The organism is Mucilaginibacter sp. HD30, from assembly GCF_054061755.1.
In genome coordinates this window covers 691,168-717,504 of the sequence record NZ_JBSSEO010000001.1, presented here as the reverse complement: position 1 = coordinate 717,504, position 26,337 = coordinate 691,168, and the positions used below count along the sequence as shown (strand labels likewise).

19 protein-coding genes are annotated in these 26,337 nt (G+C 41.9%); 12 read left to right on the top strand and 7 right to left on the bottom strand.

Going from position 1 to position 26,337, the window contains the following annotated elements; all coding sequences use genetic code 11:
• The first annotated feature begins 168 nt into the window (after positions 1-168).
• The 3 genes from guaA to ACVW2L_RS03395 are packed head-to-tail and all read left to right on the top strand — an operon-like array spanning position 169 to position 4,068.
• Positions 169-1,698 (top strand): glutamine-hydrolyzing GMP synthase, encoded by a 1,530-nt coding sequence (gene guaA / locus ACVW2L_RS03405; RefSeq protein ID WP_457126550.1) that lies wholly within the window; start codon positions 169-171, stop codon positions 1,696-1,698.
• Positions 1,655-2,911: an ABC transporter substrate-binding protein gene (locus tag ACVW2L_RS03400; RefSeq protein WP_457126549.1), complete on the top strand. Its 1,257-nt coding sequence runs from the start codon at positions 1,655-1,657 to the stop codon at positions 2,909-2,911. Before guaA ends, ACVW2L_RS03400 begins: the two co-directional genes overlap by 44 nt.
• Positions 2,908-4,068, top strand: coding sequence for an RsmB/NOP family class I SAM-dependent RNA methyltransferase (locus ACVW2L_RS03395; RefSeq protein WP_457126548.1), 1,161 nt, complete (start codon positions 2,908-2,910; stop codon positions 4,066-4,068). Before ACVW2L_RS03400 ends, ACVW2L_RS03395 begins: the two co-directional genes overlap by 4 nt.
• On the opposite strand, the gene ACVW2L_RS03390 is transcribed toward ACVW2L_RS03395, so the two are convergent.
• Positions 4,061-6,889 (bottom strand): gliding motility-associated C-terminal domain-containing protein, encoded by a 2,829-nt coding sequence (locus ACVW2L_RS03390; protein WP_457126547.1) that lies wholly within the window; start codon positions 6,887-6,889, stop codon positions 4,061-4,063. The genes ACVW2L_RS03395 and ACVW2L_RS03390 overlap by 8 nt on opposite strands.
• A gap of 210 nt (positions 6,890-7,099) precedes the next feature.
• On the opposite strand from ACVW2L_RS03390, the gene ACVW2L_RS03385 reads away from it, so the two are divergent.
• Positions 7,100-9,499: an ABC transporter permease gene (locus tag ACVW2L_RS03385; RefSeq protein ID WP_457126546.1), complete on the top strand. Its 2,400-nt coding sequence runs from the start codon at positions 7,100-7,102 to the stop codon at positions 9,497-9,499.
• A gap of 81 nt (positions 9,500-9,580) precedes the next feature.
• Here the strand turns inward: ACVW2L_RS03385 and ACVW2L_RS03380 are convergent, their stop codons facing one another.
• Together ACVW2L_RS03380 and ACVW2L_RS03375 are read right to left on the bottom strand one after the other, a co-directional pair.
• On the bottom strand, positions 9,581-10,162 hold the full coding sequence (locus ACVW2L_RS03380; protein ID WP_457126545.1) for a MarC family protein: 582 nt from the start codon (positions 10,160-10,162) through the stop codon (positions 9,581-9,583).
• A 72-nt stretch (positions 10,163-10,234) separates the two neighbouring features.
• The gene (locus ACVW2L_RS03375; protein ID WP_457126544.1) at positions 10,235-11,791 is read right to left on the bottom strand and encodes an amino acid permease; all 1,557 of its coding nucleotides are present in this window, start codon (positions 11,789-11,791) and stop codon (positions 10,235-10,237) included.
• A 174-nt stretch (positions 11,792-11,965) separates the two neighbouring features.
• On the opposite strand from ACVW2L_RS03375, the gene ACVW2L_RS03370 reads away from it, so the two are divergent.
• Entirely contained in the window at positions 11,966-12,397 is a 432-nt protein-coding gene (locus tag ACVW2L_RS03370) for a DUF1801 domain-containing protein (protein WP_457126543.1), read from the top strand.
• Positions 12,398-12,479: 82 nt separating this feature from the next.
• On the opposite strand, the gene ACVW2L_RS03365 is transcribed toward ACVW2L_RS03370, so the two are convergent.
• On the bottom strand, positions 12,480-14,720 hold the full coding sequence (locus ACVW2L_RS03365) for a sodium-translocating pyrophosphatase (RefSeq protein WP_457126542.1): 2,241 nt from the start codon (positions 14,718-14,720) through the stop codon (positions 12,480-12,482).
• A 147-nt stretch (positions 14,721-14,867) separates the two neighbouring features.
• On the opposite strand from ACVW2L_RS03365, the gene ACVW2L_RS03360 reads away from it, so the two are divergent.
• Both ACVW2L_RS03360 and dacB read left to right on the top strand, forming a co-directional pair.
• A complete protein-coding gene (locus ACVW2L_RS03360) occupies positions 14,868-16,316 on the top strand; it encodes an APC family permease (protein WP_457126541.1) in 1,449 nt (482 codons plus the stop codon).
• Positions 16,288-17,706, top strand: a complete 1,419-nt coding sequence (gene dacB, locus ACVW2L_RS03355; RefSeq protein ID WP_457126540.1) for a D-alanyl-D-alanine carboxypeptidase/D-alanyl-D-alanine endopeptidase — start codon at positions 16,288-16,290, stop codon at positions 17,704-17,706. Before ACVW2L_RS03360 ends, dacB begins: the two co-directional genes overlap by 29 nt.
• 808 nt (positions 17,707-18,514) lie before the next feature.
• Here the strand turns inward: dacB and ACVW2L_RS03350 are convergent.
• Together ACVW2L_RS03350 and ACVW2L_RS03345 are read right to left on the bottom strand one after the other, a co-directional pair.
• A complete protein-coding gene (locus ACVW2L_RS03350) occupies positions 18,515-20,923 on the bottom strand; it encodes a hypothetical protein (protein WP_457126539.1) in 2,409 nt (802 codons plus the stop codon).
• Positions 20,924-21,261: 338 nt separating this feature from the next.
• The gene (locus ACVW2L_RS03345) at positions 21,262-22,689 is read right to left on the bottom strand and encodes an ATP-dependent DNA helicase (protein ID WP_457126538.1); all 1,428 of its coding nucleotides are present in this window, start codon (positions 22,687-22,689) and stop codon (positions 21,262-21,264) included.
• A 64-nt stretch (positions 22,690-22,753) separates the two neighbouring features.
• On the opposite strand from ACVW2L_RS03345, the gene ACVW2L_RS03340 reads away from it, so the two are divergent.
• Genes ACVW2L_RS03340 through coaD form a run of 3 tightly spaced genes read left to right on the top strand, consistent with a single transcriptional unit; the run spans position 22,754 to position 24,590 of the window.
• Positions 22,754-23,563: a DUF3822 family protein gene (locus ACVW2L_RS03340; RefSeq protein WP_457126537.1), complete on the top strand. Its 810-nt coding sequence runs from the start codon at positions 22,754-22,756 to the stop codon at positions 23,561-23,563.
• Complete coding sequence (locus ACVW2L_RS03335) at positions 23,539-24,069, top strand: RsmD family RNA methyltransferase (RefSeq protein ID WP_457126536.1); 531 nt, start codon at positions 23,539-23,541, stop codon at positions 24,067-24,069. The genes ACVW2L_RS03340 and ACVW2L_RS03335 overlap by 25 nt, the downstream gene beginning before the upstream one ends.
• 59 nt (positions 24,070-24,128) lie before the next feature.
• Entirely contained in the window at positions 24,129-24,590 is a 462-nt protein-coding gene (gene coaD, locus ACVW2L_RS03330) for a pantetheine-phosphate adenylyltransferase (protein ID WP_457126535.1), read from the top strand.
• Here coaD and ACVW2L_RS03325 read toward each other — a convergent pair.
• On the bottom strand, positions 24,565-25,197 hold the full coding sequence (locus ACVW2L_RS03325; RefSeq protein ID WP_457126534.1) for an NUDIX hydrolase: 633 nt from the start codon (positions 25,195-25,197) through the stop codon (positions 24,565-24,567). The two genes, coaD and ACVW2L_RS03325, sit on opposite strands and share 26 nt — an antisense overlap.
• Between ACVW2L_RS03325 and pyrE the strand changes: the two genes are divergently transcribed.
• Positions 25,196-25,840: an orotate phosphoribosyltransferase gene (pyrE, locus tag ACVW2L_RS03320; protein ID WP_457126533.1), complete on the top strand. Its 645-nt coding sequence runs from the start codon at positions 25,196-25,198 to the stop codon at positions 25,838-25,840. The genes ACVW2L_RS03325 and pyrE overlap by 2 nt on opposite strands.
• Positions 25,841-25,850: 10 nt before the next feature.
• Complete coding sequence (locus ACVW2L_RS03315) at positions 25,851-26,246, top strand: SRPBCC family protein (protein ID WP_457126532.1); 396 nt, start codon at positions 25,851-25,853, stop codon at positions 26,244-26,246.
• Positions 26,247-26,337: the final 91 nt, after the last annotated feature.

The window sequence follows — 26,337 nt, the reverse complement described above, 5'->3', positions numbered from 1 at the left end:
GTAGCAAAGGTAGTAAAAATTGGCAATTGCAGAAAGATCGTGTTTTCAAATAGCGATGGGTTTGAAACCCATCGCTATTTGAAAACTTACCCGCCATGCTATTAAAGATTTTGTATTGGAAATCGAAAATTCGAAATCCAAAATCCTTAAAAAATCCTATCTTTGCCCATGCAAGAAAAAATCCTCATTCTTGACTTCGGCTCTCAATTTACTCAGCTAATTGCACGCCGTGTCAGAGAACTCAACATCTACTGCGAGATTCATCCCTTTAATCACATTCCAGAAATTGACGACGATACCAAAGGCATCATCCTTTCGGGCAGCCCCTATTCGGTGCGCCAAGAAGATGCATTGCACTTTGACTTTGCCAAATATCATGGTCAGTTGCCTATTTTAGCTATCTGTTACGGCGCGCAGTATGTTGCACATTTTAACGGTGGCGAAGTTTTGCCATCAAGCACCCGCGAGTATGGCCGCGCGCACTTGCAGTTTATTGAAAACGCTAATCCTTTATTTAAACAGATCTATCCGGGCTCACAAGTTTGGATGTCGCACGGTGATACAATCGCCAAAATAGCTGATAACTTTGAGGTTATTGCCAGTACGGACAGCGTTCGCGTTGCGGCTTATCAAATAAGCGGTACGCACACTTATGGCATACAGTTTCACCCTGAAGTTACCCACAGTATTGACGGAAGACAACTGTTGGAAAACTTTTTGGTTGACATTTGCGGTTGCGCTCAGGACTGGACCTCAGACTCATTTATTGAAACTACAATCGCTGGACTTCGTGAAAAACTGGGCAATGATAAAGTGGTGTTAGGATTATCAGGCGGAGTAGATTCGTCTGTAGCGGCGGTATTACTGCACCACGCTATTGGCAAAAACCTGCATTGCATATTTGTTGATAATGGCTTGCTGCGCAAAGATGAATACCAATCGGTATTAGATTCTTATCAGCATATGGGCCTTAATATTAAGGGCATTGATGCCAAACAACGCTTTTATGATGCCCTGCAAGGTATAAGCGACCCTGAAAAGAAACGTAAAGCCATTGGCCGCGTGTTTATTGAAGTATTTGATGATGCAGCGCACGAGGTGCAGGATGTTAAATGGTTAGGACAAGGCACCATTTATCCGGATGTTATTGAGTCGCTATCAGTAAAGGGACCATCGGCCACTATCAAATCGCATCATAACGTTGGCGGCTTGCCAGATTTTATGAAACTTAAGGTTGTTGAACCTTTAAATACGTTGTTTAAAGACGAGGTACGCCGCGTAGGGAAGGCTTTAAATATTGACACAAATATTTTAGGTCGTCACCCTTTCCCGGGCCCTGGGTTGGCAATCAGGATATTAGGTGAGGTTACACCGGAAAAAGTTGCTATTTTACAAGAAGCTGATGCGATTTATATAAACAATTTACGCGCTTCTGGTCTTTATGATAAGGTTTGGCAAGCCGGAACCATCTTTTTGCCTGTGCAATCTGTTGGTGTTATGGGCGATGAGCGTACCTACGAAAACGTAGTTTGTTTGCGCGCGGTTGAATCGTTAGATGGAATGACGGCCGATTGGTGCCATTTACCGTATGATGTGCTGGCTAAAATCTCTAACGAGATTATTAACAACGTAAAAGGAATTAACCGGGTAGTATATGATATCAGTTCAAAACCACCTGCTACAATTGAGTGGGAATAAATGGTTATGGTTGTTTTTAATGGTGATTGGGCTGGGTGCATGTTCTCCAAAAGTGCAGCCCCCGGCCCCATCAGTAAAAACAGAAACTGAAAAAAAGCCCGAGATAGTTAAGGAACAACCCAAACCCGTTGTCACGCCACCCGCGAAAACAAGTGTGATTTCGTTGATATTACCTTTTGCGCTAAACAATTTAAGTTCCGGCTACACAAATGATGGACTTAAACAGGCCAACCTATCTGTTGATTTTTATCAGGGCTTTAAAATGGCGCTTGATTCGCTTACCTCATTTGGTTATAATTATCAGCTTTACGTTTTTGATTCGCAGGGACAAGCGAGCCAGGCGCATGCATTGGCCTATAATTCGCAGGTGCGGGCAAGCGATCTGATTGTGGGCCCGGTATTTCCTGATGATATGAAGACCTTCGCGGGTGTATTGACAGGGCAGCGCAATCCCATAGTTTCGCCTCTGTCTCCCGCCGCTCCGTCATCTATCAGCAATCAAAATCTAATAACTGTTGCTCCACCTTTACAATATCATGCTTTAGCAGCTGCACGATATGCCACCGGCAAAATAAAGGCCAAGAGGATATTTATTTTAAATTCGGGCTCCACGGCAGACAAGGAATATCTTGGTTATTTCAAAAGATCGGTAGATAGTCTCACAAAAAAAACAGTCCAGTTTACCGAAATTATTGTTTCAAAAGGCGACCTGGGCGCTATTATCCCTCGCCTTTCAGCAACAACAGAGAATGTATTTATTGTACCTTCAACCAATCAGCAGTTTTTAATGGTGACACTACATGCGCTTGATGATTTGAGCACCAAATACCCTGTAATATTATTTGGGCACCCTAACTGGGAAAAATATACCTTCTTAAAAATAGATCTGCTGCAACGCCTTAAAACGCACATTACCAGTTCAGACAGGGTAAACTACAAGGCCACGTCAACTTTAAGCTTTCTACGTAACTATCGCAGGGTATACAAAATCGAACCATCGGAATATTCGATAAAAGGATTTGACGAAGGCATGTATTTTGGTAAGTTGCTTGCCAACAGCGCTTCGGAAAATATAAAACCCGATTTGGAGAAAAACCGGTTAACAGGTATTCACAACAACTTTAATTTTGTGCGACTACCTTATGTGGGATGGGTAAACACCGCTGTAGATGTGTTAACTTACGCCAATTTCGATTTAAAAAAGGTAGAATGAAGGCAATAAACCAGCTTAAAACGTTTCAGCGGATTGTGGATGAATATCCGGCAGAGACGCCTTTAAGCAAATTTTTACCCGGCTTTTACCGGCTGAATAAGCAAATGGGGTCGACAGACCGGCGTGTGGCAGGCAGACTTATTTACAATTACTTTAGATTAGGCCGGGCTTTAAGCGATTTCCCTGCCGACGAACGCATTGTAGTAGCTGAATTTCTATGCAACACGCAAACCAACTCTTTCCTTCAGCATTTTAAGCCCGACTGGGCTGCTTGTGTTAATTTTGATATTGACGAGAAGATAGATCTGCTAAAAAAAACATACCCTACGTTTAATTTGACAGATGTTTTCCCCTGGGTTAATGATCTTTCTGAGGGAATTGACCGCGAAGCGTTTTTAAGGTCTTTTTTTATACAGCCCGACCTTTTTATCAGGGTAAATCCGGGCTTTGAGCATTTGGTTAAGGCGGAACTGGGTAATGCTTCCATAATTTTTAGAGATGAAGGTAATGGCTGTTTGGCTTTACCCAACGGCACCCGGCTTGAGTCGGTTATATCCAACCCTCGCTGGTATGAGGTGCAGGACAAATCATCACAACAAACAGCTAATTACTTTAAACCACACAAATGGGATGCATGGTGGGACGCCTGCGCAGCATCTGGTGGTAAATCTCTTTTGTTGCATGGTTTAGAACCCAATTTAAGGTTAGTGGTGTCAGATATCAGAGAATCGATCTTAGCTAATCTGGATGAGCGTTTCCGGTCGGCGGGCTTGTTAAAATATCAAAAAAAGCAATTGGACCTGATGCAAAACGTGGATCAGGAATTATACAATTACGCCTTTGACGGTATTATTTTGGACGCTCCTTGCAGCGGCTCGGGCACCTGGGGCAGAACGCCCGAAATGATAGCTCAATTTGATACCCATAAAATTGAATTCTTTCACCGCCTGCAAAGGACCATAGCGGCCAATGTTATAAAATACCTTAAACCCGGCAAGCCACTTATTTATATCACCTGCTCTGCTTTTAAGGCCGAAAACGAAGATGTTGTTAATTATTTGATAACAGAAAAAGGTTTAAAGCTGGAAGAAATGAAAGTCTTAAAAGGATATGAGGACAAGGCGGATACCATGTTTGTGGCAAGGTTAATTACCTGAGCAGCGTTACAGAACCACTTTTACTTAAATTTTTCCCAGTATTATTGGTGTAAGTAACCATCCAGTAATATACACCTGCAGCAACAGCTTTGCCATTTTGTTCTCCCCGCCAACCATTTTGCAAAGCATTTGAGTTAAATAGCAACATGCCGTTTCTGCTATAAATTTTTAAATTATAGTTAACAGCATCACTGCCTTGATTAGGTTCAAAAATATCATTAATTCCATCGCCGTTTGGTGTAAATGCTGAGGGCAATTTCATTACATCGCATGGCAATTTCGCTACATCAATATGATAAGAATCAAAAATGCAGCCATTGGGCTTAAATACAACAAAGTCATATCCCCCCTCATTTAATTTAAATTGATGATCAAAGGGAAAAATGGAGTTATGCAGTTTAATTATATACCCATTACTATTAGCCGAAATATTGAATTTAACAAGTCCCTGCAAATCGCATTCGGCATCTGCTTTACTTATAGAAACGGCAGGCGATAATGCCTTATAATCAGGAATAGTAATATCAAATTGTTTGCTATCTTCAATAGATGAGACTGTTACGCTATAATTCCCTGGACTTAAGTTGGTAAACAACCCATCATTATTTACACCGCCGCTACTCAGTTTATATGTGTAGGCGTAGGTATGCGGCTTGCTGTTAATCTGTACATGGCCCTTAAAAATAACGTCGCACTCTTGCTCAATGGCTGGGGCTAAAAGTTCTATTTCACATTTACTTCTGCTAACCGGGACGTCAATTTTTTTTAGTACGCAACCATCGGGCTTTATAATTTCAAAATGATAGCTTCCTGCAATTGTGACGGAAAAAATATGGTCAAAAGCATAAATATTAGTGCTAAACTTAATTTTATAAGGACCTTCTTTTCCGTCGGAAATTACAAATTTAACACTTGCTGAGGCATCGCATAATAAGTTGTTTACTTCAAATTGTACCGATGGTTTTGTGGCATTATAATCCGGTACCGTTACTGTAATTATTTTTTCGCCATCAGCATTGGTAATTTTCAAAACATGATCTCCAGCTATAATATTGTTGAAAACACCTGTATTGCTGGTCAGATTAGCATCTAATGAATAGTTATAAATGTCTGTATGCGGCAGCGTTTTGACATTAATTACCCCCTTGCCGGGATTGTTGCATTCCTCGGCAATATCTGTTGCGCTGTATTGTATAGCGCATTGATTTTTTATCAGTACAACCTCTTTAACAGCAAAAAGGCAACCATCGGGTTTATATATGCTAAACTGATAAGTGCCGGCTACAAAACCGGTAAACATATGAGCCAAAGGGAATGTTGAAGATAAGTATTTAACTGTGTAAGAAGCAAAATCAGCAACAGGCAATGTAAATGATATGGTACCCAATACATCACATTGAACATTGGTTGCAACAGTTGATATAATAGGTTTAGCAGCATTATAGTCGGGCACTACAACCTGTATATCTTTAAACTGGCCATTTGACGATGCTATATGAATGTTGTAGTTGGCCGGATCAAGATTTGTAAATAAGCCTATATTATTAACAGAAGCTCCCAAAGTATAAGTATAAACATCATTGGTTACAGTTGTTGTTAATTGAAGCCTGCCTTTTCCCGGCGAATTACACTCTTCGTTTATTAATATTTGTGAGATGGTTACCGGACATGGCGGCTGGGTTAAAACCAAATCAATTTTATCAACCTCGCAACCACTTTGGTTTAATATTGAAAAATGATAGTTTCCGGCAGCCAGATCTGTGAAGGTTTGGCCTAAATTGTAAAGATTACCGTTGTATTGAATTTTATAAAGATTATCGCCAGGTAGGGCTGCTATTTTAATTCTGCCTTTTTCTGCACATAGAGGATTATTTTGTGTAATGGTTAAAGTTGGTTTTTCAACAACATAGTTCACTGCTATAGGACTTGTGACAGTTTCACCGGGAGATTTTATCGTGGCAGTATAAGCACCGGCCGGAACATTGTTAAAAACACCTGTGTTGTTGGTTATACCGTTTAGCGTGTAGCTATAGTCAATCAATGCGTTGTCGCAAATAATCTGTACGGTGCCCCTACCAGTGTACGGACAGTCGCTAACGGTTTGTACCGTTCTGATTGCAATTGGCTGCAGCGTTCCATCCTCGGCATCGCTTGCAGCGTCGTCACTTTGAAAAGGCAAGGTAGCGATAATGCTTCCAAGAGTTTTATTAGGTATGTCAACTTCGTAAATGCTGGTTACATTGTTGTTCACAGCCATGGCGTACAACTTATTTTGCGTACTGCTATATGCTGCAGTGGTTATGCTAAAAATTATAAGATTACTTGGTATTGTAAGTTTACTTAACTGGGTGTCGCTTAAATTTATTTCAACAATCCCTGCTGGAGACGCCATATATAAAACGCCGTTAAAAAAAGCCAGATCGCCTGCTGAAGTAAAAGGCATTTCTCCAAGTAGAGTGGTTACTCTATTCTGATCGGTTTTGTATAAATAATGTCCGTTTACAGAATATAAGTTACCCTCCTTGTCAATGGTAAGGGCATTTGAAAGCGGTATATTTGAGATCGGGCTGCAGTTGATTAATGTATTGCCAGAGATAGTAGCCTGATATTGTACATAGCCGTTTGCAGTATACAATACATTTTTATGGATGGCCATAGATCCCATAGATAGATCGGGGCATGTTGCTATGTCCTGATAAGTTGCATTGTTGCCATTTATTGTAACTCGTTTAAGTTGACCCATATTGGTGCCAACATAAAACGTCTGGCCGAATGCTGCACAGCTCCAAAAAAACAATAATCCTAAAACGTACTTAATCATTACTGTGATAAGGCTTTTATTTCTATCCAATTATAGCAAAAAGAAGTAATAAAACAGCTGATGAATCACCTCACCATTATAAGGCTGCATTGTTAGTTTTTTTTCCGGCCATCACTTATCTATCCTGATCGTACCAAAAGTTAAAAAATGTTAATCTTTTTATTATCTGCACGTTAGGCTTTATTTTAGCGTGTAAATAACGCGTACCTTATGCTGCAAAATTACTTAACTCTTGCCTGGAGAAACATATGGAAACATAAATTCTTCTCGCTCATTAATATATTTGGCCTTTCCATAGGTATTTCGTTTACGCTGGTTATAGCTGTATATGTATGGCAGGAATCTACAGTTAACGGCCAATTAAGAAACGCCAATAATCAATATATTATAAAAAGCCGCTGGAAACAAGCGGGCCTGGGTTATGATTTTGCGACACCTGCCGGATTGCCACGGGCTTTAAAACAAAATTACCCGCACCTGGTTGCCAATTATTACCATTGGGATGGCGTAACCTCTAACGTTTCAAAAGGCGGCAAGGCTTTTCGCGAAAGCCTGCAGGTTGGCGATAGCTCGTTTATAAACATGTATGGTTTTAAACTTTTGCATGGCGATGCTACTACGGCTTTAAACGACCCGTTTTCTGTTGTGATAACCGCAGAAAAGGCAATAAAATATTTTGGCACAACAGATTGCGTTGGCCAAACGCTTACCATAGAAAGTTTTAAGGGCGATAAGCACGACTTTGTGGTAACCGGCGTATTGGCTAAATACAGCAAAAACTCAGTAACCAATGTAATTGAACAAAGTAACAGCACCTTCTTTTTACCGGCATTAGCTGTAAATTTTTTGGGGCGCGATCTTGACAACTGGGCCAATACCGGCATTGTTGGTTTAGTAGAGTTGAAACAGGGGGTTAAACCGCAGGATCTTGCAATGCCGATGAAGATGCTTATAAAAGCGAATGCACCTGCGCAAATTGCAGCAAATCTTGACCCTTATCTGGTTAATATTCAGCGCTTTTATCAGGATGCCCCGGTAGTAAAAAAAACGCTTTTTACGCTTACCTGCATCGCTTTATTTATTCTGCTGATGGCTGTTATCAACTTTATAAATATTTGCATCAGCCGCTCGGCAGAGCGTATGAAAGAGATGGGTATCCGCAAAGTATTGGGTGGTTTAAGGCAGCAACTTATAGGTCAGTTTTTAACTGAGTCGGTGCTGATGGTATTGATTGCTACGCTGTTAGCGCCCGGAATATATGTACTTACCAAACCTTTTTTTGCAAACCTGTTGTTTACCGAGATGACCGGCGTATTATCATTCCCTTATTATTTCTATTTGGGCCTTATACTATTTGCACTGGTGATTGGCCTTGTAGCGGGTTTATACCCTGCAATGGTATTATCATCCTTAAAATCTGTCGATTCGTTAAAAGGTAAACGCGACCGCGTAAAAGACAACGTTTTCTTCAGGAAGGCATTGATCATGTTTCAATTTACAACAGCAGCGGTTGCGCTGATAGCCGCTATAGTTATTTCAAAGCAGATCGATCTTTTCTTCGGCAAAAACCTTGGGTTTGATAAAGAGTATGTGGTATACGCTCAGCTGCCCCGCAATTGGTCGAAAGCCGGAGTGCAGAAAATGGAGGACATTCGTTACAGGCTCTCGCAATTAAACCAGGTAGAGTCTGTATCGCTGTCGTGGGAGATACCTGATGGCAGCAACAGTGGCTATTTGCAAACGTATAAAGCCGAAGATAACGTTGAACAGGCATTTGCATCGCAATTAATGATAAGCGATAACCAATATGCTAAAACCTACAATATACCCCTAAAAGCAGGTGAATTTTTTAAACCAGAATATGTGCAACCTGACTCTGCCCTGGTGGTGATCAACGAAACGCAATCAAAAGCGCTCGGTTTTAAATACCCAAAGGATGCCATAGGCAAACAATTTAATGCCCAAAACAACCCTACGTTTACCGTCTGCGGCGTGGTGGCCGATTTTCAGTTCGGCCCGATGACCGGAGCTGTTATGCCGATGACATTTATGAACGTTCATCAAAACAACCTGTACCGTTATTTTTCAATAAAGCTTAAACCCGGTAACACACAGGCCAACCTTACGGCCCTGCAAACAAAATGGACAGAGCTTATGCCCGGTGCACCATTTGAATATAATTTTATGGATGATGCGCTGGCCAAGATCTACAAAACAGAATTGCAATTGAAAAAGGCATCGTATCTGGCAAGCGGCCTGGCTATAGTAATTGTGTTATTGGGTGTTTTAGGGTTAATATCACTAAGCGTTCAAAAACGAACCCGCGAAATTGGTGTACGTAAAGTACTGGGATCATCAGTCAGCAACATAATTGTTTTGTTTTTGAAAGACTTTTTGAGCGTTGTGGCATTGGCCGGCCTTATCTCTTGCCCGTTGGCCTACTGGATGATGAGCAGTTGGCTTAATGCTTATGCTTATAAAACGCCTTTAAATGTGATGCCGTTTGGGATTTCGGTGTTATTGCTGTTAGTTATAACCACAGTATTGATAGCAGTACAAACCATGAAAGCGGCGTCTGCTAACCCGGTAAAAAGTTTGAGGACGGAGTAACGTTGAGAATCAAGACACAAGAATTAAGAATTAAGAATTAAGATCCCTTATCTCTTGGCTCTTGAGTTTTTACGCTAACTTTTATAGGCCGGTATTATTTCTGAACAACTTAATAGCTATAGCTAAAAGAATAACCCCAAAAGCTTTACGCAGGATTTCAATACCGCCGACGCCAAGTAATCTTTCAATCCACTTCACATTTTTAAGCACCAGGTAAACAAACAGCGTATTTATAATTATAGCCGCTATTATATTTTGGGTAGCATATTGCGATTTAAGCGACAGCAGCGTAGTCATGGTGCCTGCCCCGGCAATTATAGGAAAAGCCAGCGGAACGATAGACAATGTGGACGGCAGGTTATCATTAGCTTTAAAAAGATGAATGCCCAATATCATTTCCATAGCAATGATAAATATCACCAGCGAACCGGCAATAGCAAACGATGCTACATCTAAGCCAATAATATCAAGCATCTTCTCGCCTACCATTAAAAAAGCTATCATGAGCACCAATACCGCCACGCTTGCTTTTTCAGATTCTACGTGGCCCGCGCGCTGCCGCATTTCAATAATTACCGGTACAGAGCCAACAATATCAATTATGGCAAACAGGATCATGGTAACAGAAAGTATCTCTCTAAAATTTAAAGCGAATGATTCCATAATAGGTGTTTAAATCAAAAATACTCAGCAAAGACAAGAAAGGCTCCCGATAAACCGGGAGCCTTTGTAAAATTATTCTACAAATTTTGGATTCGGCGGATCGTTAGTGCCGTCAACTTTTCCGTGGCGCACGTGTGAGCGCTTAATGCTGTAGGTGAAATAAATTATCATTCCTATTCCCATCCATACAAATAAACGCAGCCAGTTGTCTAACCCCTCGCTGCCCATCATACACAAACATATAACTGCACCTAACGGGCAAACAATGAAATAGAATGGCGTTTTAAAAGGGCGAACAATTGTAGGGTCAGTTTGGCGCAGAATAAAAATACCCAGACATACCAATACAAACGCAAACAATGTACCTATACTCACCATGTCGCCAACTATACTATCTGGAATAAAGCCTCCGAATATAGAAACCATCACAAAAAACAACCATTGCGATTTGTAGGGCGTTCTGAACTTGGGGTGTAATTTAGAAAATACAGGTGGGATTAAACCGTCAATACTCATGGTATAGAAAACCCGGGTTTGTCCAAGTAACATCACCAAAATCACCGATGAGAAGCCAGCTAAAATAGCAATAGTAACCAGTTTACCCAGCCAGCCATAACCATGCATGGCAGTCTGTATAGCGTAGGTAACAGAAGCCTCTTTGCCTTGAACCAGAAAGTCTTTGTAAGACACCAATCCGGTTAACACATGCGAGAACAGGATATAAAGCACTGTACAAAACACTAAAGAGATCAAAATACCTTTCGGCATATCTTTCTGAGGATTTTTTGCTTCCTGGGCCGCTGTAGATACAGCATCAAAACCAATAAAAGCGAAGAAAACCACACTTGCACCACGCAATATACCCCACCATCCGTGGTTAAATGTATCAGCATAATTTACTGTGCCGGTGTTTGTTTTAACGATGCCCGCATCAGCAGGTATCATATAAGGTGTATGGAAAGCCGGGTTGATAAAGTGCCATCCCAAACCAATAATCATTAATACGATGGCAACCTTTACAATTACAATTACATTGTTTACCGCTGCAGACTCTGCTGTACCTTTTATTAACAGCAAAGTAAGCATCAACAATATAAAAATAGCAGGTAAATTTACAATTCCATGGGTGCCCAGCTCGCTGGCATACATGCCCGTATTGGTGGTTGAAACCTCAAAAGGCGAATGGGAGAGCGCAAAGGGTATATGGACGTTAAAGAAGGTGTCGAGAAAGGTATTAAAATACTGCGACCAACCGATAGCAACTGTAGCTGCACCCAATGCATATTCTAATACAAGGTCCCATCCTATTATCCAGGCAATAAACTCGCCCATAGTAGCATATGAGTAAGTGTAGGCCGAACCGGCAATAGGAATCATACTGGCAAACTCAGCATAGCAAAGGCCGGCCAAGGCACAACCTGCTGCTGCAATTAAAAAAGAGATGGTAACCGCCGGGCCCGCGTGCTGGCCTGCAGCTGCTGCCGTTCGAACAAAAATACCGGCACCAATAATAGCACCAATACCCAGAGCGATGAGCGAGCCAACACCGAGTGTGCGCTTTAATGTTTTTTCCCCCTCCTTGGAAGCGGCCATTAATTGCGCAAGTGGTTTTTTAATAAATAGCTTCATGTTTAAATAAAAAGTCAGTTAATGTTATCTCAAACATAGTTAATTTTTCGCTAAAAAAATGTTTGGGAACCGCGTACCGCACAATTTTAACCAAGCTGTTTAAAATTATTGTATTTTTAAAAATAAAGCTAACTTTTGAGAGAGAAGAGCAAACAAGTCGGTAATGTAATTTTTATGAGCGTAGAAGAACAAATAGAAGATTATATCGCTAGCCAACCTGAGCCAAAACGTAGTGAAATGGAGGAGCTGCACCAACGCATCCTTAAAGTTTTACCAGGTTGTAAATTATGGTTTGAGGATGGTAAAAACAGCGAAAACAAAATTGTTGCCAACCCCAACATAGGCTACGGCGAATACACCATAAAATATGCTGATGGAAAGATGAGGGAGTTTTTTCAAATTGGTCTGAGTGCTAACACAACCGGCATATCTATTTACGTCATGGGTATTAAAGATAAAAGCTACTTGCCCCAAGCCTTTGGGAAAGAAATAGGCAAAGCCAGCGTAACCGGCTATTGTATTAAATTTAAAACGCTAAAAGGTATAAACATTGATGTGCTTGAAAATGCGATACGAAGTGGAGTCGACCTAACTAATGAAAAATAAGCTTTACCAATAGCTAAGTATTGCTTATAAACAAAAAGGGGAAGCCGTTTGGCCTCCCCTTTTTTATTTTAAAAACGGTTTATTATATCTTTTTATCCATTTTAATTACATGCGCGGCAACTACCGGTTTATTTAACTGGTGTTTTGCTATGGCTACAGTAGCTTTATTGGCGTTTAAGTGCGGTGCAATAACCAATGATACGATAGACATCAATTTGATCAGAATATTCATGGATGGACCAGAAGTATCTTTGAACGGATCGCCAACGGTATCGCCTGTTACTGATGCTTTGTGTGGCTCTGATTTTTTGTAGTGCATCTCGCCGTTTATCTCAACACCTTTCTCGAAGGATTTTTTTGCATTGTCCCACGCGCCACCGGCGTTGCTTTGGAAAATACCCATTAACACACCCGATACGGTTACACCTGCCAAAAGGCCGCCCAGTACTTCAGGACCAAAAGCAAAACCTATGATGATTGGTGTGATCAGTGCTATCAAACCCGGGGCAACCATCTCGCGGATAGAAGCTTTTGTAGAGATGGCCACACATTTTTCGTACTCAGGCTTAGCTTTGTACTCCATAATGCCCGGAATTTCGCGGAACTGGCGGCGAACTTCTTCAACCATTGCCATAGCCGCACGACCAACCGCCGAGATACAAAGTGCAGAGAAGATGAAAGGGATCATACCCCCCACAAATAAACCCGCTAAAACATCGGCTTTATAAATATCAATATGCTCAATACCGGCTACACCAACAAAAGCAGCAAACAGTGCCAAGGAAGTTAATGCCGCCGAAGCGATAGCGAAACCTTTACCTGTTGCAGCAGTAGTGTTACCTACGGCATCCAGGTTGTCTGTACGGTGACGAACTTCGGGAGGTAGCTGGCTCATTTCGGCAATACCACCTGCGTTATCAGCAATAGGGCCAAAAGCGTCAATAGCTAATTGCATAGCTGTTGTAGCCATCATACCGGCAGCTGCAATAGCAACACCGTATAAGCCTGCAAAGTGGTAAGAGCCATATATTCCTCCTGCCAAAACAATTATAGGTAATACGGTTGATTCCATACCGATTGCCAAACCACCAATGATATTAGTAGCATGGCCGGTTGATGATTGCTTAATAATGCTCAACACGGGGCGTTTACCCATGGCGGTATAATACTCAGTAATGATTGACATTAAGGTACCAACCACTAAACCAACTACTATAGCGCTAAATACACCGTTCTTTGTAAAAGATAGTGCTTCCGGTTTTAGCGTATCCGTTCCGGCTATAAAATCTCTTTTAAGATGAAGGACTTCATTCGGCAGCATCCATTGTACTACAAAATAAGTTGCAATAGCTGTTAAAACTATTGATGCCCAATTACCTATGTTCAACGCATTTTGCACACTATCGGTCTCATTTTTAATGCGGACAAATGCAGCGCCTACTATTGAGAAAATTAAACCTAAACCGGCTATCACCATTGGTAATAAAATCGGTGCTATTCCGCCCATATTGTCATGCGATACGATCTCCCGGCCCAATACCATTGTGGCCAACATTGTAGCTACGTACGATCCGAACAAGTCAGCCCCCATACCGGCAACGTCACCCACGTTATCGCCTACGTTATCGGCAATAGTTGCAGGGTTACGCACATCATCTTCAGGGATACCCGCTTCTACTTTGCCTACAAGGTCAGCACCCACATCGGCAGCTTTAGTATAGATACCACCGCCTACACGTGCAAAAAGTGCTATGGATTCTGCACCTAAAGAAAACCCGGCCAATACATCCAATGCTTTAGCCATCGCTTCGCCATTTACATCGCCGCCAACGCTTTTAACATACATGGTGTAAAATAATATGAATAATGAGCCCAATCCTATTATAGCCAAACCAGCTACGCCAAGGCCCATAACTGTACCACCTGTAAAAGAAACTTTTAACGCTTGTGCCAGGCTTGTTTTTGCAGCCTGTGTGGTGCGCACGTTTGATTTTGTAGCTATACGCATACCAAGATATCCTGCAAAAGCAGAAAGGAACGCGCCAATAATAAATGATACGGCAATTACCGGGCTTGAATTAACAACTGTTGTACCGCTCCAGGCCAATAATATGGCGGCTACAGCTACAAAATAGCCTAATATTTTCCATTCGGCTCTTAAAAAAGCCATGGCACCATCGGCAATGTAGCCTGAAAGCTCAGCCATTTCTCCGCTACCGGCGTCTTGTTTGGTTACCCAGGCCGATTTTATGGCCATAAATAAGATTCCCACTAAACCAAATACGGGAATAAGGTAAATTAAGTAAGTGTTTAAAAAATCCATATAATAATTATTCAGTTAGTTTTGGTTCTCAGTATCAGGACTGAGGTTTATAATTGGTGACGCAAAATAGAGAAAATTAATTTCTTTACAATAGTATGTCAATTTAAAGTTTTTTGATAGCTTAGAACTTTAAACCCCTCAAATTTCATGAGTAAAACAACTGATCAACCTAAACTAAAACATTCTCTGGGTTTGCTTGACGGCACCATGCTGGTTGCCGGGTCAATGATCGGATCAGGTATATTTATAGTAGCTGCGGATATTATTCGTAATGTTGGCTCAGCAGGTTGGCTTATAGCAGTTTGGCTCATTACCGGCTTTATGACGCTTACGGCTGCCGTAAGCTATGGAGAGTTAAGCGCCATGTATCCAAAAGCAGGCGGTCAATATATTTACCTAAAAGAAGCTTACAACAAATTTGTTGCTTTTTTATATGGATGGAGCCTTTTCGCAGTAATACAAACAGGCACCATAGCAGCCGTTGGGGTGGCGTTTTCAAAATTTACAGCTTATCTTATTCCTGCGGTAAGCGAGGATAATATACTTTTCACTACCATGATAGGGTCATGGCAATTTAAGCTCAACGCGGCGCAATGTGTTTCTATTGTGCTTATTTGTTTCCTTACTTTTATTAATACCCGGGGTGTAAAAAGTGGCAAGATCATACAAAACACGTTTACGGTTACCAAACTGGCCAGCTTATTTGGCCTGATAATTTTTGGTTTCATTATGCTAAAGGGCGATGTTTGGACCGCCAACTGGACCAATGCCTGGGATATCCATCAGCTTAACAAAGACGGTAGCACTGTACCTTACACCGTTGCCGCCGCATTAGGCGCTATTGCCGCCGCCATGGTTGGTTCCATATTTAGTAGCGATGCATGGAACAACGTAACTTTTATAGCTGGCGAGATGCGTAATCCGAAGCGTAATGTAGGGTTAAGCTTGTTCTTCGGAACGCTGATAGTTACCATAATTTACGTGAGCATTAACCTGGTATATACCGGTGTGCTGCCTTTAATTGACATCGCGACAGCAGAAAAAGACCGTGTAGCCGTGGCTGCATCACAGGTAATATTTGGCAATGTAGGCACACTTATTATAGCGTTAATGATAATGGTATCAACTTTTGGTTGTAATAATGGCCTGATTATGTCGGGCGCACGAGTGTATTATACAATGGCTAAAGATGGTTTGTTTTTTAAACGCACCGGCACACTAAACGAGTTTGAAGTACCCAGCTTTGGTTTATGGATCCAGTGCCTTATAGCCTGCATACTTTGCCTCAGCGGCAAATACGGCGATCTGCTTGATATGATATCATTAGTAGCAGTTATCTTCTATATGCTTACCATCATCGGCATATTTATACTACGCGCCAAACAACCTAACGCCGAACGACCATACAAGGCGTTTGGATATCCGGTTTTGCCAGCCTTATATATAATACTGGGTTTAGCGTTTTGCGTTTTACTTTTGCTATATAAGCCACAATACGCGTGGGGCGGTTTAATAATAGTTTTAATAGGTATCCCAATATACTTTGTGGCCAACCGTTACTTTAATAATGGACAACAAGAGGTTAGCAGTACTTAGTTTACTTTTATTGACTGCATGCACGGCATTTGCACAAGTAACGCTGCAGCAGCAAATATCAGCGGCGTTTAATAAGCTGCAAGCGGATGAACAGTGCAAGTATGGTACGGTATCATTAACGGTACTTGATGCTAAAACCGGCGAACAGGTGTTTGCCGGAAACCCCAATGTGGGTATGGCACCGGGTTCTACCATGAAAACCGTTACCACCATTACTGCATATAACCTGCTGGGCAGCAATTTTACTTATCAAACACCCTTCGGATATACAGGTATCGTAACCAACGGAACGCTGAATGGAGATATTATTGTTAAAGGCAGCGGCGACCCGACACTGGGCAGCTGGCGCTGGGCAACAACTAATCGGCCTAACATATTAAATCAGCTGGTGGGGGCGCTAAAAAAAGCGGGCATCACTAAAATAAACGGAAGAATTATTGGCGATGACGGTTTGTACGGCACACAGGCCATACCGGATGGCTGGATCTTGCAAGATATCGGCACCTATTATGGCGCGGGCGTTAACGCGCTGTGCTGGCACGAAAACCAGTTTGATATTAACCTGCGCACGGCTGCTGTCGGCTCGCCTGTGAGCGTAACAGGCTCAACACCTGCAATGCCTTATCTTACTTTTAAAAGTGAATTGACCACGGGCGCAGCCGGTACCGGCGACCAGGCCTATCCTTACCTGCCAACTGCAGCAAGCAATTTAATGTACCTGCGTGGCACCTATGCTATTGATAAAGCTGAAAAATCGGTAGCAGCTGCCATTCCTGATCCCGCCTTTGATATGGCCTACCGCTTGTTAGATACTTTAAAGCGCCTGGGTATTGCAGTTAATGCTACGTCCGAATCAAGCTTAACTTTAGCCGCTAAAGATCAACCAATGCCTGTTATAGCCAATAACCTGCTCAATGTTACTTCGCCATCACTGGGCCAAATTGTTTACTGGACCAACCGAAAAAGCGTTAACTTATACGCAGAGGAATTGCTGAAAGCTGTGGCCGTTAAAGCCGGGAAAACTGCAACTACCAACAACGCTGTTGAGGTTTTGCAAAATTACTGGAAAGGCCGTGGAATTGACCCGCACAGTATGGACGTTGCCGATGGCAGCGGCCTCTCCCCTGCCGACCGCATTACATCGCTTACCATAGCCACCATTATGCAAAGTACCCGCAAGGAGGCCTGGTATAATGAGTTTTATGATAGCCTGCCTATTTATAACGACATGCACATGAAAAGCGGCAGCATTTACCACGTGCTGGCTTATACAGGTTTTATAACGCACCAGGGGCGGGAGCTCTGTTTTTCTATTATGGTGAATAACTATAATGGCAGCACCAGTGGTGTTAGGGGTAAGATGTTTAAGGTGTTGGATGTGTTGAAGTAGGATATTGTTTTGTTCGACTTCCGTCATGCCGAACTTGTTTCGGCACCCCACTTGCTAAGCAAACCGCTGTACATAAACGACCATGGAACGTTATTTATATTTAATGAGGCACCGAACCAGGTTCAGCGGAGGTCAGCCCATCCAAGCATCTTGCTTGGATGCCAACACGTTTAAGCGTCTCGCTTAAATAAACCTCCTATTAAACGTCAACGGAAATCAATTTAAGCGAAAACGCTTAAATTATATATATGTCCAAGCTCCAAGCTTGGGCAGGCGATTGACATTTACTTAGTCTATATTACGTGCAAATCTCGTTACCTATCCGTGGGGTGCCGAAACAAGTTCGGCATGACGTGAGTTGTGCTTTTCTATTATAGTGAATAATTATAATGGATCAACCAGTGGAATAAGGGGGAAGATGTTTAAGGTGTTGAAGTAGGATATTGTTTTGTTCGACTTCCGTCATGCCGAACTTGTTTCGGCACCCCACTTGCTAAGCAAACCGCTGTACATAAACGACCATGGAACGTTATTTATATTTAATGAGGCACCGAACCAGGTTCAGCGGAGGTCAGCCCATCCAAGCATCTTGCTTGGATGCCAACAGGTATAGGCGTCCCGCTTAAATTAAACCTCCTATTAAACGTCAACGTATATAATTTAAGCGAAAACGCTTAAATTATTTATGTCCAAGCTGCAAGGTTGGGCAGGCGATTGACATTTACTTAGTCTATCTTACGGGCGAAGCTCGTTACCTATCCATGGGGGTGCCGAAACAAGTTCGGCATAACGCGATGGGATATTAAGCTTACTTCACCGTCAAATCACCCACGCCATTAATTACAGTATTCACACCTACACCCTGAACAATTATTTTAAACTTACCTGTAATATCGCCTGTAAAAAAAGAAAAAGACGCTTCACCTTTTTCATTAGTAATTAAACCGGGTTGCCAGAATAAGGTAGAAAGATACTGTGGCTCCAATAAACCATCCGGCTCGCGATTAAGACCATAAAATTCGCGGGTGGTAAAAACTGCCGGAACTTGTTGCCCATTTTCTGTACATCCCTGATATATCCCTGCAGAAGTCATCTCACCCTTAACAGGTGGCCTCACGTTACTGTTCCAGGGTTTGTGATTATTGCAATTCAGGATGTTAAATTGACATATATAATCCCCACAAGCGTTTGCATGGCCATACATGGATTCATCTTTTTTATTAGCCCTGATATTTGCCTCCTTTAAAAGGATGCTCTTCTCAGATCCTTTAAGCTGCTGATCTATACTGCTTTCTGCGGCTTTGGCAGTGCCCGTTGTTATTAGCACAACATCTTCCGATATACGCCTATTTATCTCGACAAACGGATTTATTACCTTAAGATCATACCCTTTCGCATCACTCATATCTATCCACAGACGCACATTTTTGCCTTCTTCAACTTCTAATTGATCCTGCTTTAAAATAAAAGTACCGTCTTTTTCTGTACTAAATTTATCAATAAGTGTATTGCGGAAAATTGCTATATCGCGCGGTTTTTTTAGCGGCTTACCATCGTAGGTTAAACTGCCTTTAACCAGCGGAGTAGGACCAACGCTTAAGGTATCAGTAGCGTTACTTTGCATCATGCTTTGCCAGCTATACCTGCGCCAGCCGCGCACCAGGAACATATCTTCCAGGTATGGCCGGTTTTCAAAACCTTTGCCCAATGGGTCGGGCGGCAGGTTGCCTAAATCGTGGGTAAGGTATAGATAGCTTTCTATATCCTGCCGTTTGGCTCTTTCTATCCGGTTTTCCTGAATGGCAGCTATAGAAAATAAACCCTGCACCGGGGTATTTCTATGGTCTTTTAAGCCAATGGTTACCGCTACGCTATCCCGCTTACTGTAAATTGGTTTATTAGTACTTATGGTCGCGGTTATTTTTTGGTCATAATGTGCAAAGAATAATCGCTCGGCAATCGGCCGGCCTTCTTCATCCAGTATTGTTACGGTACATACACCTTTCGGCAAAGCTGGCAGCACGAGACCTAACTTTTTGCCTTCAGGATAAACTTCCGTATCAAACAGCGAAAAAACATCTTTGTAATTATGCACAACTACCTGCACCTTTCTTTGTGCATTGCTGTAAAGTATCATCCGTAGCGTATCGTTTACCACGGCCTGGTTAAACCGCATACTTACGCCATTTTCAATTATGTTTGGCAGGTGATAAGTACTGTCTTTATCAAGGTAATTGTTAGCCTTTACCTTGAAACTATAACGGCTGCCTTTATCCGCCTTAAAATTAAAACGCCCTATGCCATAACTATTGGTGCTTAAGGTGTCAATGGCTGTATCATTCTTATATAATATACCGGTTAAGGGTACCTGTAAACCTGTTTTTGTAGTGGTTTCTATCGCTACGGTACTTTCTAACCCATAAACCATGTTACCTCCTTCCGGAAAGAAGCGTATATTCAGCCCTTTTGGCTGCATGTGGGGCAGCTTTACATTCAGGTAAAGCGTGTCATAGTTATAGGCTATTGCTGTAAGCAAAACAGGATCAACGCCGGTTATTTGAGACACAGGTATGATCAAACTGGCGCTGCTTTGCTTGTCTGATAAGGTAATTAGCTGTGTTTTGCTGCTTCCCGCTGTATAGGCTATGGTAGGTTTACCCAGTCTTATTTCGTCTTTAAAGTTTAATATAACGCTTGCTCTTACAAAACCATTTACCGCAACGGTATCCAGCAGGGCCAAAGTAGCATTGAATCTGCGGTCTGAAATGCTTTTAATAGTAACAGGCTGCGAGAATACGGCTACCGGTTTGCCATATTGATCAAGTAAGTTGGTGCAGGCATTAAACAGGTAATTACCGGGCGGCACATTGTCTGGTATTATCAAACTGCCATTGCTAAGCCCCTGCTCCATTACGTTTTGTTGCTGGCAAACTATCCGCCGGTCATCCTCCCGCATCAGCGATACAGACATTATTGTGTGGGCATCATTGCCGCCTAATCCATCATTAATTAAATATCCTGCAAACCATATGGGCTCGTTATTGGTGTAAAGGGTTTTATCTGTATGTACATACAGCAGCCCCGAAGCATTGATTTTTGAGTAAAGCGTAAGTTTGGTCTGTAAAATATCGGGGTTAATGTCTTTCGTTTGCGCACATGCACTGCTTGCAAAGTACATGGAAAACATACACAGCGATAGCATTACCTTTATTTTCATTTACGGGTCAGGCTTAATGGCTTTAGGTTTGTATACTAAAGGTATAGTTAATATTTACACTTACAAAATTGCTTTACACAAATACATGGAAGCGATGCGAAAAATAAATTTACGCTGTTGCAAAAGTGTTGCTATTGTGTTGCTAAACTGTTGCTAAACTGTTGCATAAAAATAAAGCGCAATCATCTGATATCGATCTGATAATAAGGGAATTAAGCTATTTTACGAGTAAATTACCTACAAAAAATCGCGACAAATAAATATTTAGTCAACTGATATATAGATAGTTAACTATTAATTTCTGGGGAACATGTATTTTTTGCAACACCTGCATTTTTTCATATTTCTTCTGCCGGTGTAGCAAAAAATTGCTGGTTAAAGTTAACCAGAAAAAGCTCCTGAGTTGCCCGCGTGCAGGCTGTATAAAACCAGCGCAAAAAGTCGGTATTCACCATCTCGTCGGTAAGGTAGCCCTGATCAACAAATACGGCCCCCCACTGCCCGCCCTGCGCCTTGTGGCACGTAATGGCATAGGCAAACTTTATTTGCAGCGCGTTATAGTAGGGGTTGGTTTTAAGCTCGTTATGCTTGGCGCGGCGGTTGGGTATATGGTCGTAATCCTTCATGGCCTCCTGGTAAAGCCTCTTCTGGTCATCAGCCGTTAATGCCGGCGATTCGGTATACAGCGTATCCAGCAGCAGTTTGCAATCCAATATAGGGTCCTCCGCATAGTCGGTCAGCTCAATCTGCACATCCGCAAAGCGGAAACCGTACATATCTTCAATTTTGCGCACCTTGCGTATTCTGGCAATATCGCCATTGGCAATAAAGGCCGTGCTTCCCTCCTCTTTGTCCTGCAGCCAGAAGTAGTTGTTCTTTACCACCATTATCTGGTCGCCGCCAGTTAGTTCCTCTTCGCGGTAAAGCAAGCGATTACGGATCTGCATATTATACAAGTTGGCGCTCTTGTTACTCCTGCAAATCACCAGCGTATCGTCATGCCCGTATTTGCCGTAAGCATACTCCAATCCTTCGGGCAGTCGCTCACCCGTCATCCTGAAAACATCTTTAAAGCCTTTCGTGGTTATCTTAGGGATGCTCTCTTTTTCCTGCCGGATGATATCGCGTACGCGGGTTACATTATAAAGTATACCTGAGTCCTTTTGCTGGCGCAGTACATCGGTAAGCTCAAAACTGTGTACATCAAGACCGTATTCCTTTTTTACAAAAACGGCATCAAGGGCAGGGCTATCATCCGAACCTACAGGCGGCAGCTGGGCGGTGTCGCCCACCAGCATCAGTTTGCAGTTTTTGGTGTTGTATACGTAATTTACCAGATCGTACAGTAACGAGTTGCGGTTGCTACCGTTAGACTGATCAGATATCATAGATGCTTCATCTACAATAAACAGGGTGTTATTAGCCATATTCTCGGCTATCATAAACCTGTCGTCAATGTCGAGCGCTGTTTTTTTGCGGTAGATGCGTTTATGGATGGTAAAAGCCTTTCGGCCGGAGTATGAAGATATTACTTTAGCCGCCCGGCCGGTTGGCGCCAGCAGCACCGATTTAAAATTGTAACTGCGCAGCGCTTTAACCAGTGCGCTTACAATAGTTGTTTTACCGGTACCGGCATAACCGCGCAAAATAAAGCATTCGTCGCCTTCGTCTTTATTTAAAAAGTCGTCTAACAAGCCAAAGAGCTGCAATTGCTGATCGGTAGGCTCGTGCGGAAATGCTTTACGAATATGTTCGGTTGCTGACACGCTGCAAAAATGCTGATAAGTAGCCTAATTAGGTAATGCAAAAAATATTACTTTTGCTGATAGCATGGGCGAAATAAATTATTCCTATCAGCACGAGGATTTTAACCTTAACCTGGCATATTACTATACATTAGTACTACAGGTAAACAGTACCCGCTTTACTTATGCCGTTCTTTACGACGACAAGCTAATGGCGCTGGCCGAGCATTGCAACCTTGACGAGTTGGTTAACCCCGCCGACATGGCAAATGAGCTTTTTGCTAATTTTAAGGATATTGTGGTGGGTGTAGATGCTGATAATTTTACCCTGGTTCCGGTTGAATTATACCATGCAGACAAGGTTGCCGGCTACGCTCGCTTTTTGGATGTAAAAGAAGATGAAAAAGTTTTAGCCCAACAGCTTGACCTCGACAATTTTATAATTTACAAAATTACCGCGCCTGTTTTTAACGCCATTGAAAAATTTGACCTAAACCGTTGTATATACAGCAGCAAGGGGTGGATAAATGCTATTGCAAACACTGATCCGGCTTATAATACTATTTACGTAAATATTGAAGAAGGACGCGCAGAACTGCTGCGGTTTAAAAATGGCAAGATAAGGTTATATAACGCTTTTGAGTATAATACAACAGACGACCTTGCGTACGCTGTCTCAATGGTTTTTAAACAAATGGGGGTTTTACAAAGAGAAATTCATTTGAGTTTAAGCGGCTCTGCATTAAACAAAGAACATAAAGCCCGTTTGACTGATTTTTTCCCGGTGGTGGATACAAATAAGTTAATAATAGCAAAACTGCCGGAAGAGCTGAACCCCGGCCAGTGGCTCAAATTATCTGCACTGCTGCTATGCGTATCATCGGAGGCACACTAAAAGGGCTGCACTTAAATCCGCCAAAAAACTTACCTGTTCGCCCTACTACCGATCTGGCTAAGGAGGCGCTGTTCAATATCCTGCAAAACCAAATAACATTTGATACTATAAACGTGCTTGACTTATTTAGTGGCACCGGTAACATAGCCTTTGAATTTGCATCGCGTGGAGCAGAACAGGTGATGTCTGTTGATCGCAGTATCCATTGCATCCATTATATAAAGGATACCGCCAGGCAACATCAGCTTAACAACATAAAAACCTTTAAGGCTGATGTTTTTAAATACCTTGATGTGGAAAGCGAAAAATACGACCTGATATTTGCAGATCCGCCTTATGACCTTAATCGTATACCCGAAATACCCAAGGTTGTATTTGAAAAGAATTTGTTATTACCGGATGGCATGCTGATAGTAGAGCATCAGTCCATGCAGAATTTAAGTAATCATCCAAATTTTGTGGAGCAGCGCAAGTACGGGCATTCTTCGTTTTCGTTTTTCAGGTAGCCAATAAAAAATCTTAGCTAATACCTATAAATTGTAACTTTACTTAAAATACCCAGTTCATGAAAATCGCCCTCTTTCCGGGATCGTTTGATCCGGTTACCAAAGCCCACGTTGACATTGTTAAACGCTCGGTAGGATTATTCGATAAAGTGTACATAGGTATCGGCGACAACAGCTCCAAAAAAGGTTTGCTGTCTATTGAAAAACGGGAGCTAATGCTGCGCGCCATTTTTGACACTGAACCCAAAATTCATATTATAGCCTATGACGGCCTTACTGTAGATTTTTGCCGAAGTATTGGTGCCGGCTATATGATACGCGGTATACGTACAGTATCAGATTTTGAATACGAAAAAGCTATTGCCCAAATGAACCACTCGCTTGCGCCCGATATTGAAAGTATTTTTATTGTTAGCAAACCAGGTTACTCTTCCATCAGTTCAACCATTGTGCGCGAAATTTTGCGTTACAACGGCGATGTAAGTCAGTTTATCCCTAAAGAGGCCATTGCCTTTCTTTAATAAGATTAGCTTTCTCTAAAACATCCATTATTGACGGAAAGGTATTTGAAAGGATAGGATCAATATCATCGCGCTTAAACCAGCGTACATCTGTTATGCCTTCCTCAAGCTGTGGTTTAAGTTTATTTTGCCCCTTGCATCTCATGTTATACCACCAGGTCTTTTTCAACACCACCTCGCCCCTTGAGATATAAACGTGATAGGTTTTACATATTATGTCGTCAAGCTTGCTAACAGTTATGCTGCATTCTTCTTCAACCTCACGTACGGCAGCTTCTTTAACAGTCTCGTCTTTTTCTATTTTACCCTTTGGCAGGTCCCATTTATCATTACGATATATAAACAAAAAAGCCTTTTTTTCGTTTTTAACCAAGCCACCGGCTGCTTTTATCAGTGTGACACTTTGTTTCACTAATTTTAAAAAAGCTTTAGCGTTTGGGCACAATACGTAAAACAATTTGCTTTTATGAGCAAGTATCCAGGTATAAATAATTTTCAAATCAAAGGTCTGGCTGTCAATTTGTTGATAGTCATCCAATGCTTCTGGAAGCGTTTCTGTTAATAAGATAACTTTTTCGTTAATATAAATTCTGTATTTTTGAGCCATGTTGAATACCGGTGAAACTGAACATCAAGTAGCGGAGTTCCTGCTGCAAATTAAAGCAATTAAATTACAACCTAATAATCCTTTTATATGGGCTTCGGGCTGGAAGTCGCCAATTTACTGCGATAACCGCATTACTTTATCACATCCAACTGTGCGCACCTATATACGTCAGCAGTTATCAAAAGCTATACAAGAAAAATTTGGCTCTGTTGGCTGCATAGCAGGCGTTGCCACAGCCGGCATACCCCAAGGCGCCTTAGTTGCCCAGGAACTTGGTTTACCTTTTATTTATGTACGCGCTAAACCTAAGGAACATGGCCGTGGTAATATGATTGAAGGCGACGACAGCATGACCGGTAAACGCATTGTTGTTATTGAAGACCTTATATCAACAGGCCAAAGCAGCTTACAGGCCGTAACAGCCTTACGCGAAGCCGGATATAATGTTGCCGGGCTTGCCGCTATTTTTACCTACGGATTTAATATTGCCGAAGAGAATTTTAAAAATGCCAATTGCCCTTACGTAACGCTTTCTAATTACACAGCACTTGTAAATTACGCAGAGGAACATCAATATATAACCCGCAAGGATGTGGATATGCTAAGATCGTGGAGGGAATCCCCTTCAACGTGGGGAGTATAATATCGCTATTATGAGCACCTTTAAAAGTACTGTAACCATTAATCACCATGCTGAAGAAGTTTTTAACTTTTTGGCAGATTTTAATAATCACCAGGATTTAATGCCGGATAATGTAGTTAATTGGTCATCCGGCTATGATGATGCCAGTTTCGAGGTGCCAAATATGTTAAAGCTTAGTTTGAAGATAACTGAGCGCAGACCCAACAGTTTCATTGAAATTTCGCCTGTAGAAAAACCGCCTTTTGCCGTAAACTTAAATTGGGAAATAAAAAGCGGTAATGATACCAGTGAAGTTACTTTTACCATTACCGCTGATTTGAATATGATGATGAAGATGATGGCGTCAGGCCCTCTGCAAAAGCTAGCCCAACATCAAACGCAGGCATTGGTTAACCTGCTGAAATAAACCATTATATTCTTTGTTTAGACTCGCTCGCCTTGCCTGCCAGTACCAAAATATTGACAACTACCAAGCTTATTATAATTACTAACATAGT

What these genes read in the sequence shown, in the direction of transcription:
- ACVW2L_RS03370 (WP_457126543.1), top strand. Translation starts at nt 11,966, where the DNA reads ATGAGCGTAGAAGAACAAATAGAAGATTATATCGCTAGCCAACCTGAG.
- guaA (WP_457126550.1), top strand. Translation starts at nt 169, where the DNA reads ATGCAAGAAAAAATCCTCATTCTTGACTTCGGCTCTCAATTTACTCAG.
- ACVW2L_RS03325 (WP_457126534.1), bottom strand. Translation starts at nt 25,197, where the DNA reads ATGGCTCAAAAATACAGAATTTATATTAACGAAAAAGTTATCTTATTA.
- ACVW2L_RS03375 (WP_457126544.1), bottom strand. Translation starts at nt 11,791, where the DNA reads ATGAAGCTATTTATTAAAAAACCACTTGCGCAATTAATGGCCGCTTCC.
- ACVW2L_RS03395 (WP_457126548.1), top strand. Translation starts at nt 2,908, where the DNA reads ATGAAGGCAATAAACCAGCTTAAAACGTTTCAGCGGATTGTGGATGAA.
- ACVW2L_RS03365 (WP_457126542.1), bottom strand. Translation starts at nt 14,720, where the DNA reads ATGGATTTTTTAAACACTTACTTAATTTACCTTATTCCCGTATTTGGT.
- dacB (WP_457126540.1), top strand. Translation starts at nt 16,288, where the DNA reads ATGGACAACAAGAGGTTAGCAGTACTTAGTTTACTTTTATTGACTGCA.
- ACVW2L_RS03315 (WP_457126532.1), top strand. Translation starts at nt 25,851, where the DNA reads ATGAGCACCTTTAAAAGTACTGTAACCATTAATCACCATGCTGAAGAA.
- ACVW2L_RS03335 (WP_457126536.1), top strand. Translation starts at nt 23,539, where the DNA reads ATGCGTATCATCGGAGGCACACTAAAAGGGCTGCACTTAAATCCGCCA.
- ACVW2L_RS03390 (WP_457126547.1), bottom strand. Translation starts at nt 6,889, where the DNA reads ATGATTAAGTACGTTTTAGGATTATTGTTTTTTTGGAGCTGTGCAGCA.
- ACVW2L_RS03340 (WP_457126537.1), top strand. Translation starts at nt 22,754, where the DNA reads ATGGGCGAAATAAATTATTCCTATCAGCACGAGGATTTTAACCTTAAC.
- pyrE (WP_457126533.1), top strand. Translation starts at nt 25,196, where the DNA reads ATGTTGAATACCGGTGAAACTGAACATCAAGTAGCGGAGTTCCTGCTG.
- ACVW2L_RS03350 (WP_457126539.1), bottom strand. Translation starts at nt 20,923, where the DNA reads ATGAAAATAAAGGTAATGCTATCGCTGTGTATGTTTTCCATGTACTTT.
- ACVW2L_RS03380 (WP_457126545.1), bottom strand. Translation starts at nt 10,162, where the DNA reads ATGGAATCATTCGCTTTAAATTTTAGAGAGATACTTTCTGTTACCATG.
- coaD (WP_457126535.1), top strand. Translation starts at nt 24,129, where the DNA reads ATGAAAATCGCCCTCTTTCCGGGATCGTTTGATCCGGTTACCAAAGCC.
- ACVW2L_RS03400 (WP_457126549.1), top strand. Translation starts at nt 1,655, where the DNA reads ATGATATCAGTTCAAAACCACCTGCTACAATTGAGTGGGAATAAATGG.
- ACVW2L_RS03385 (WP_457126546.1), top strand. Translation starts at nt 7,100, where the DNA reads ATGCTGCAAAATTACTTAACTCTTGCCTGGAGAAACATATGGAAACAT.
- ACVW2L_RS03360 (WP_457126541.1), top strand. Translation starts at nt 14,868, where the DNA reads ATGAGTAAAACAACTGATCAACCTAAACTAAAACATTCTCTGGGTTTG.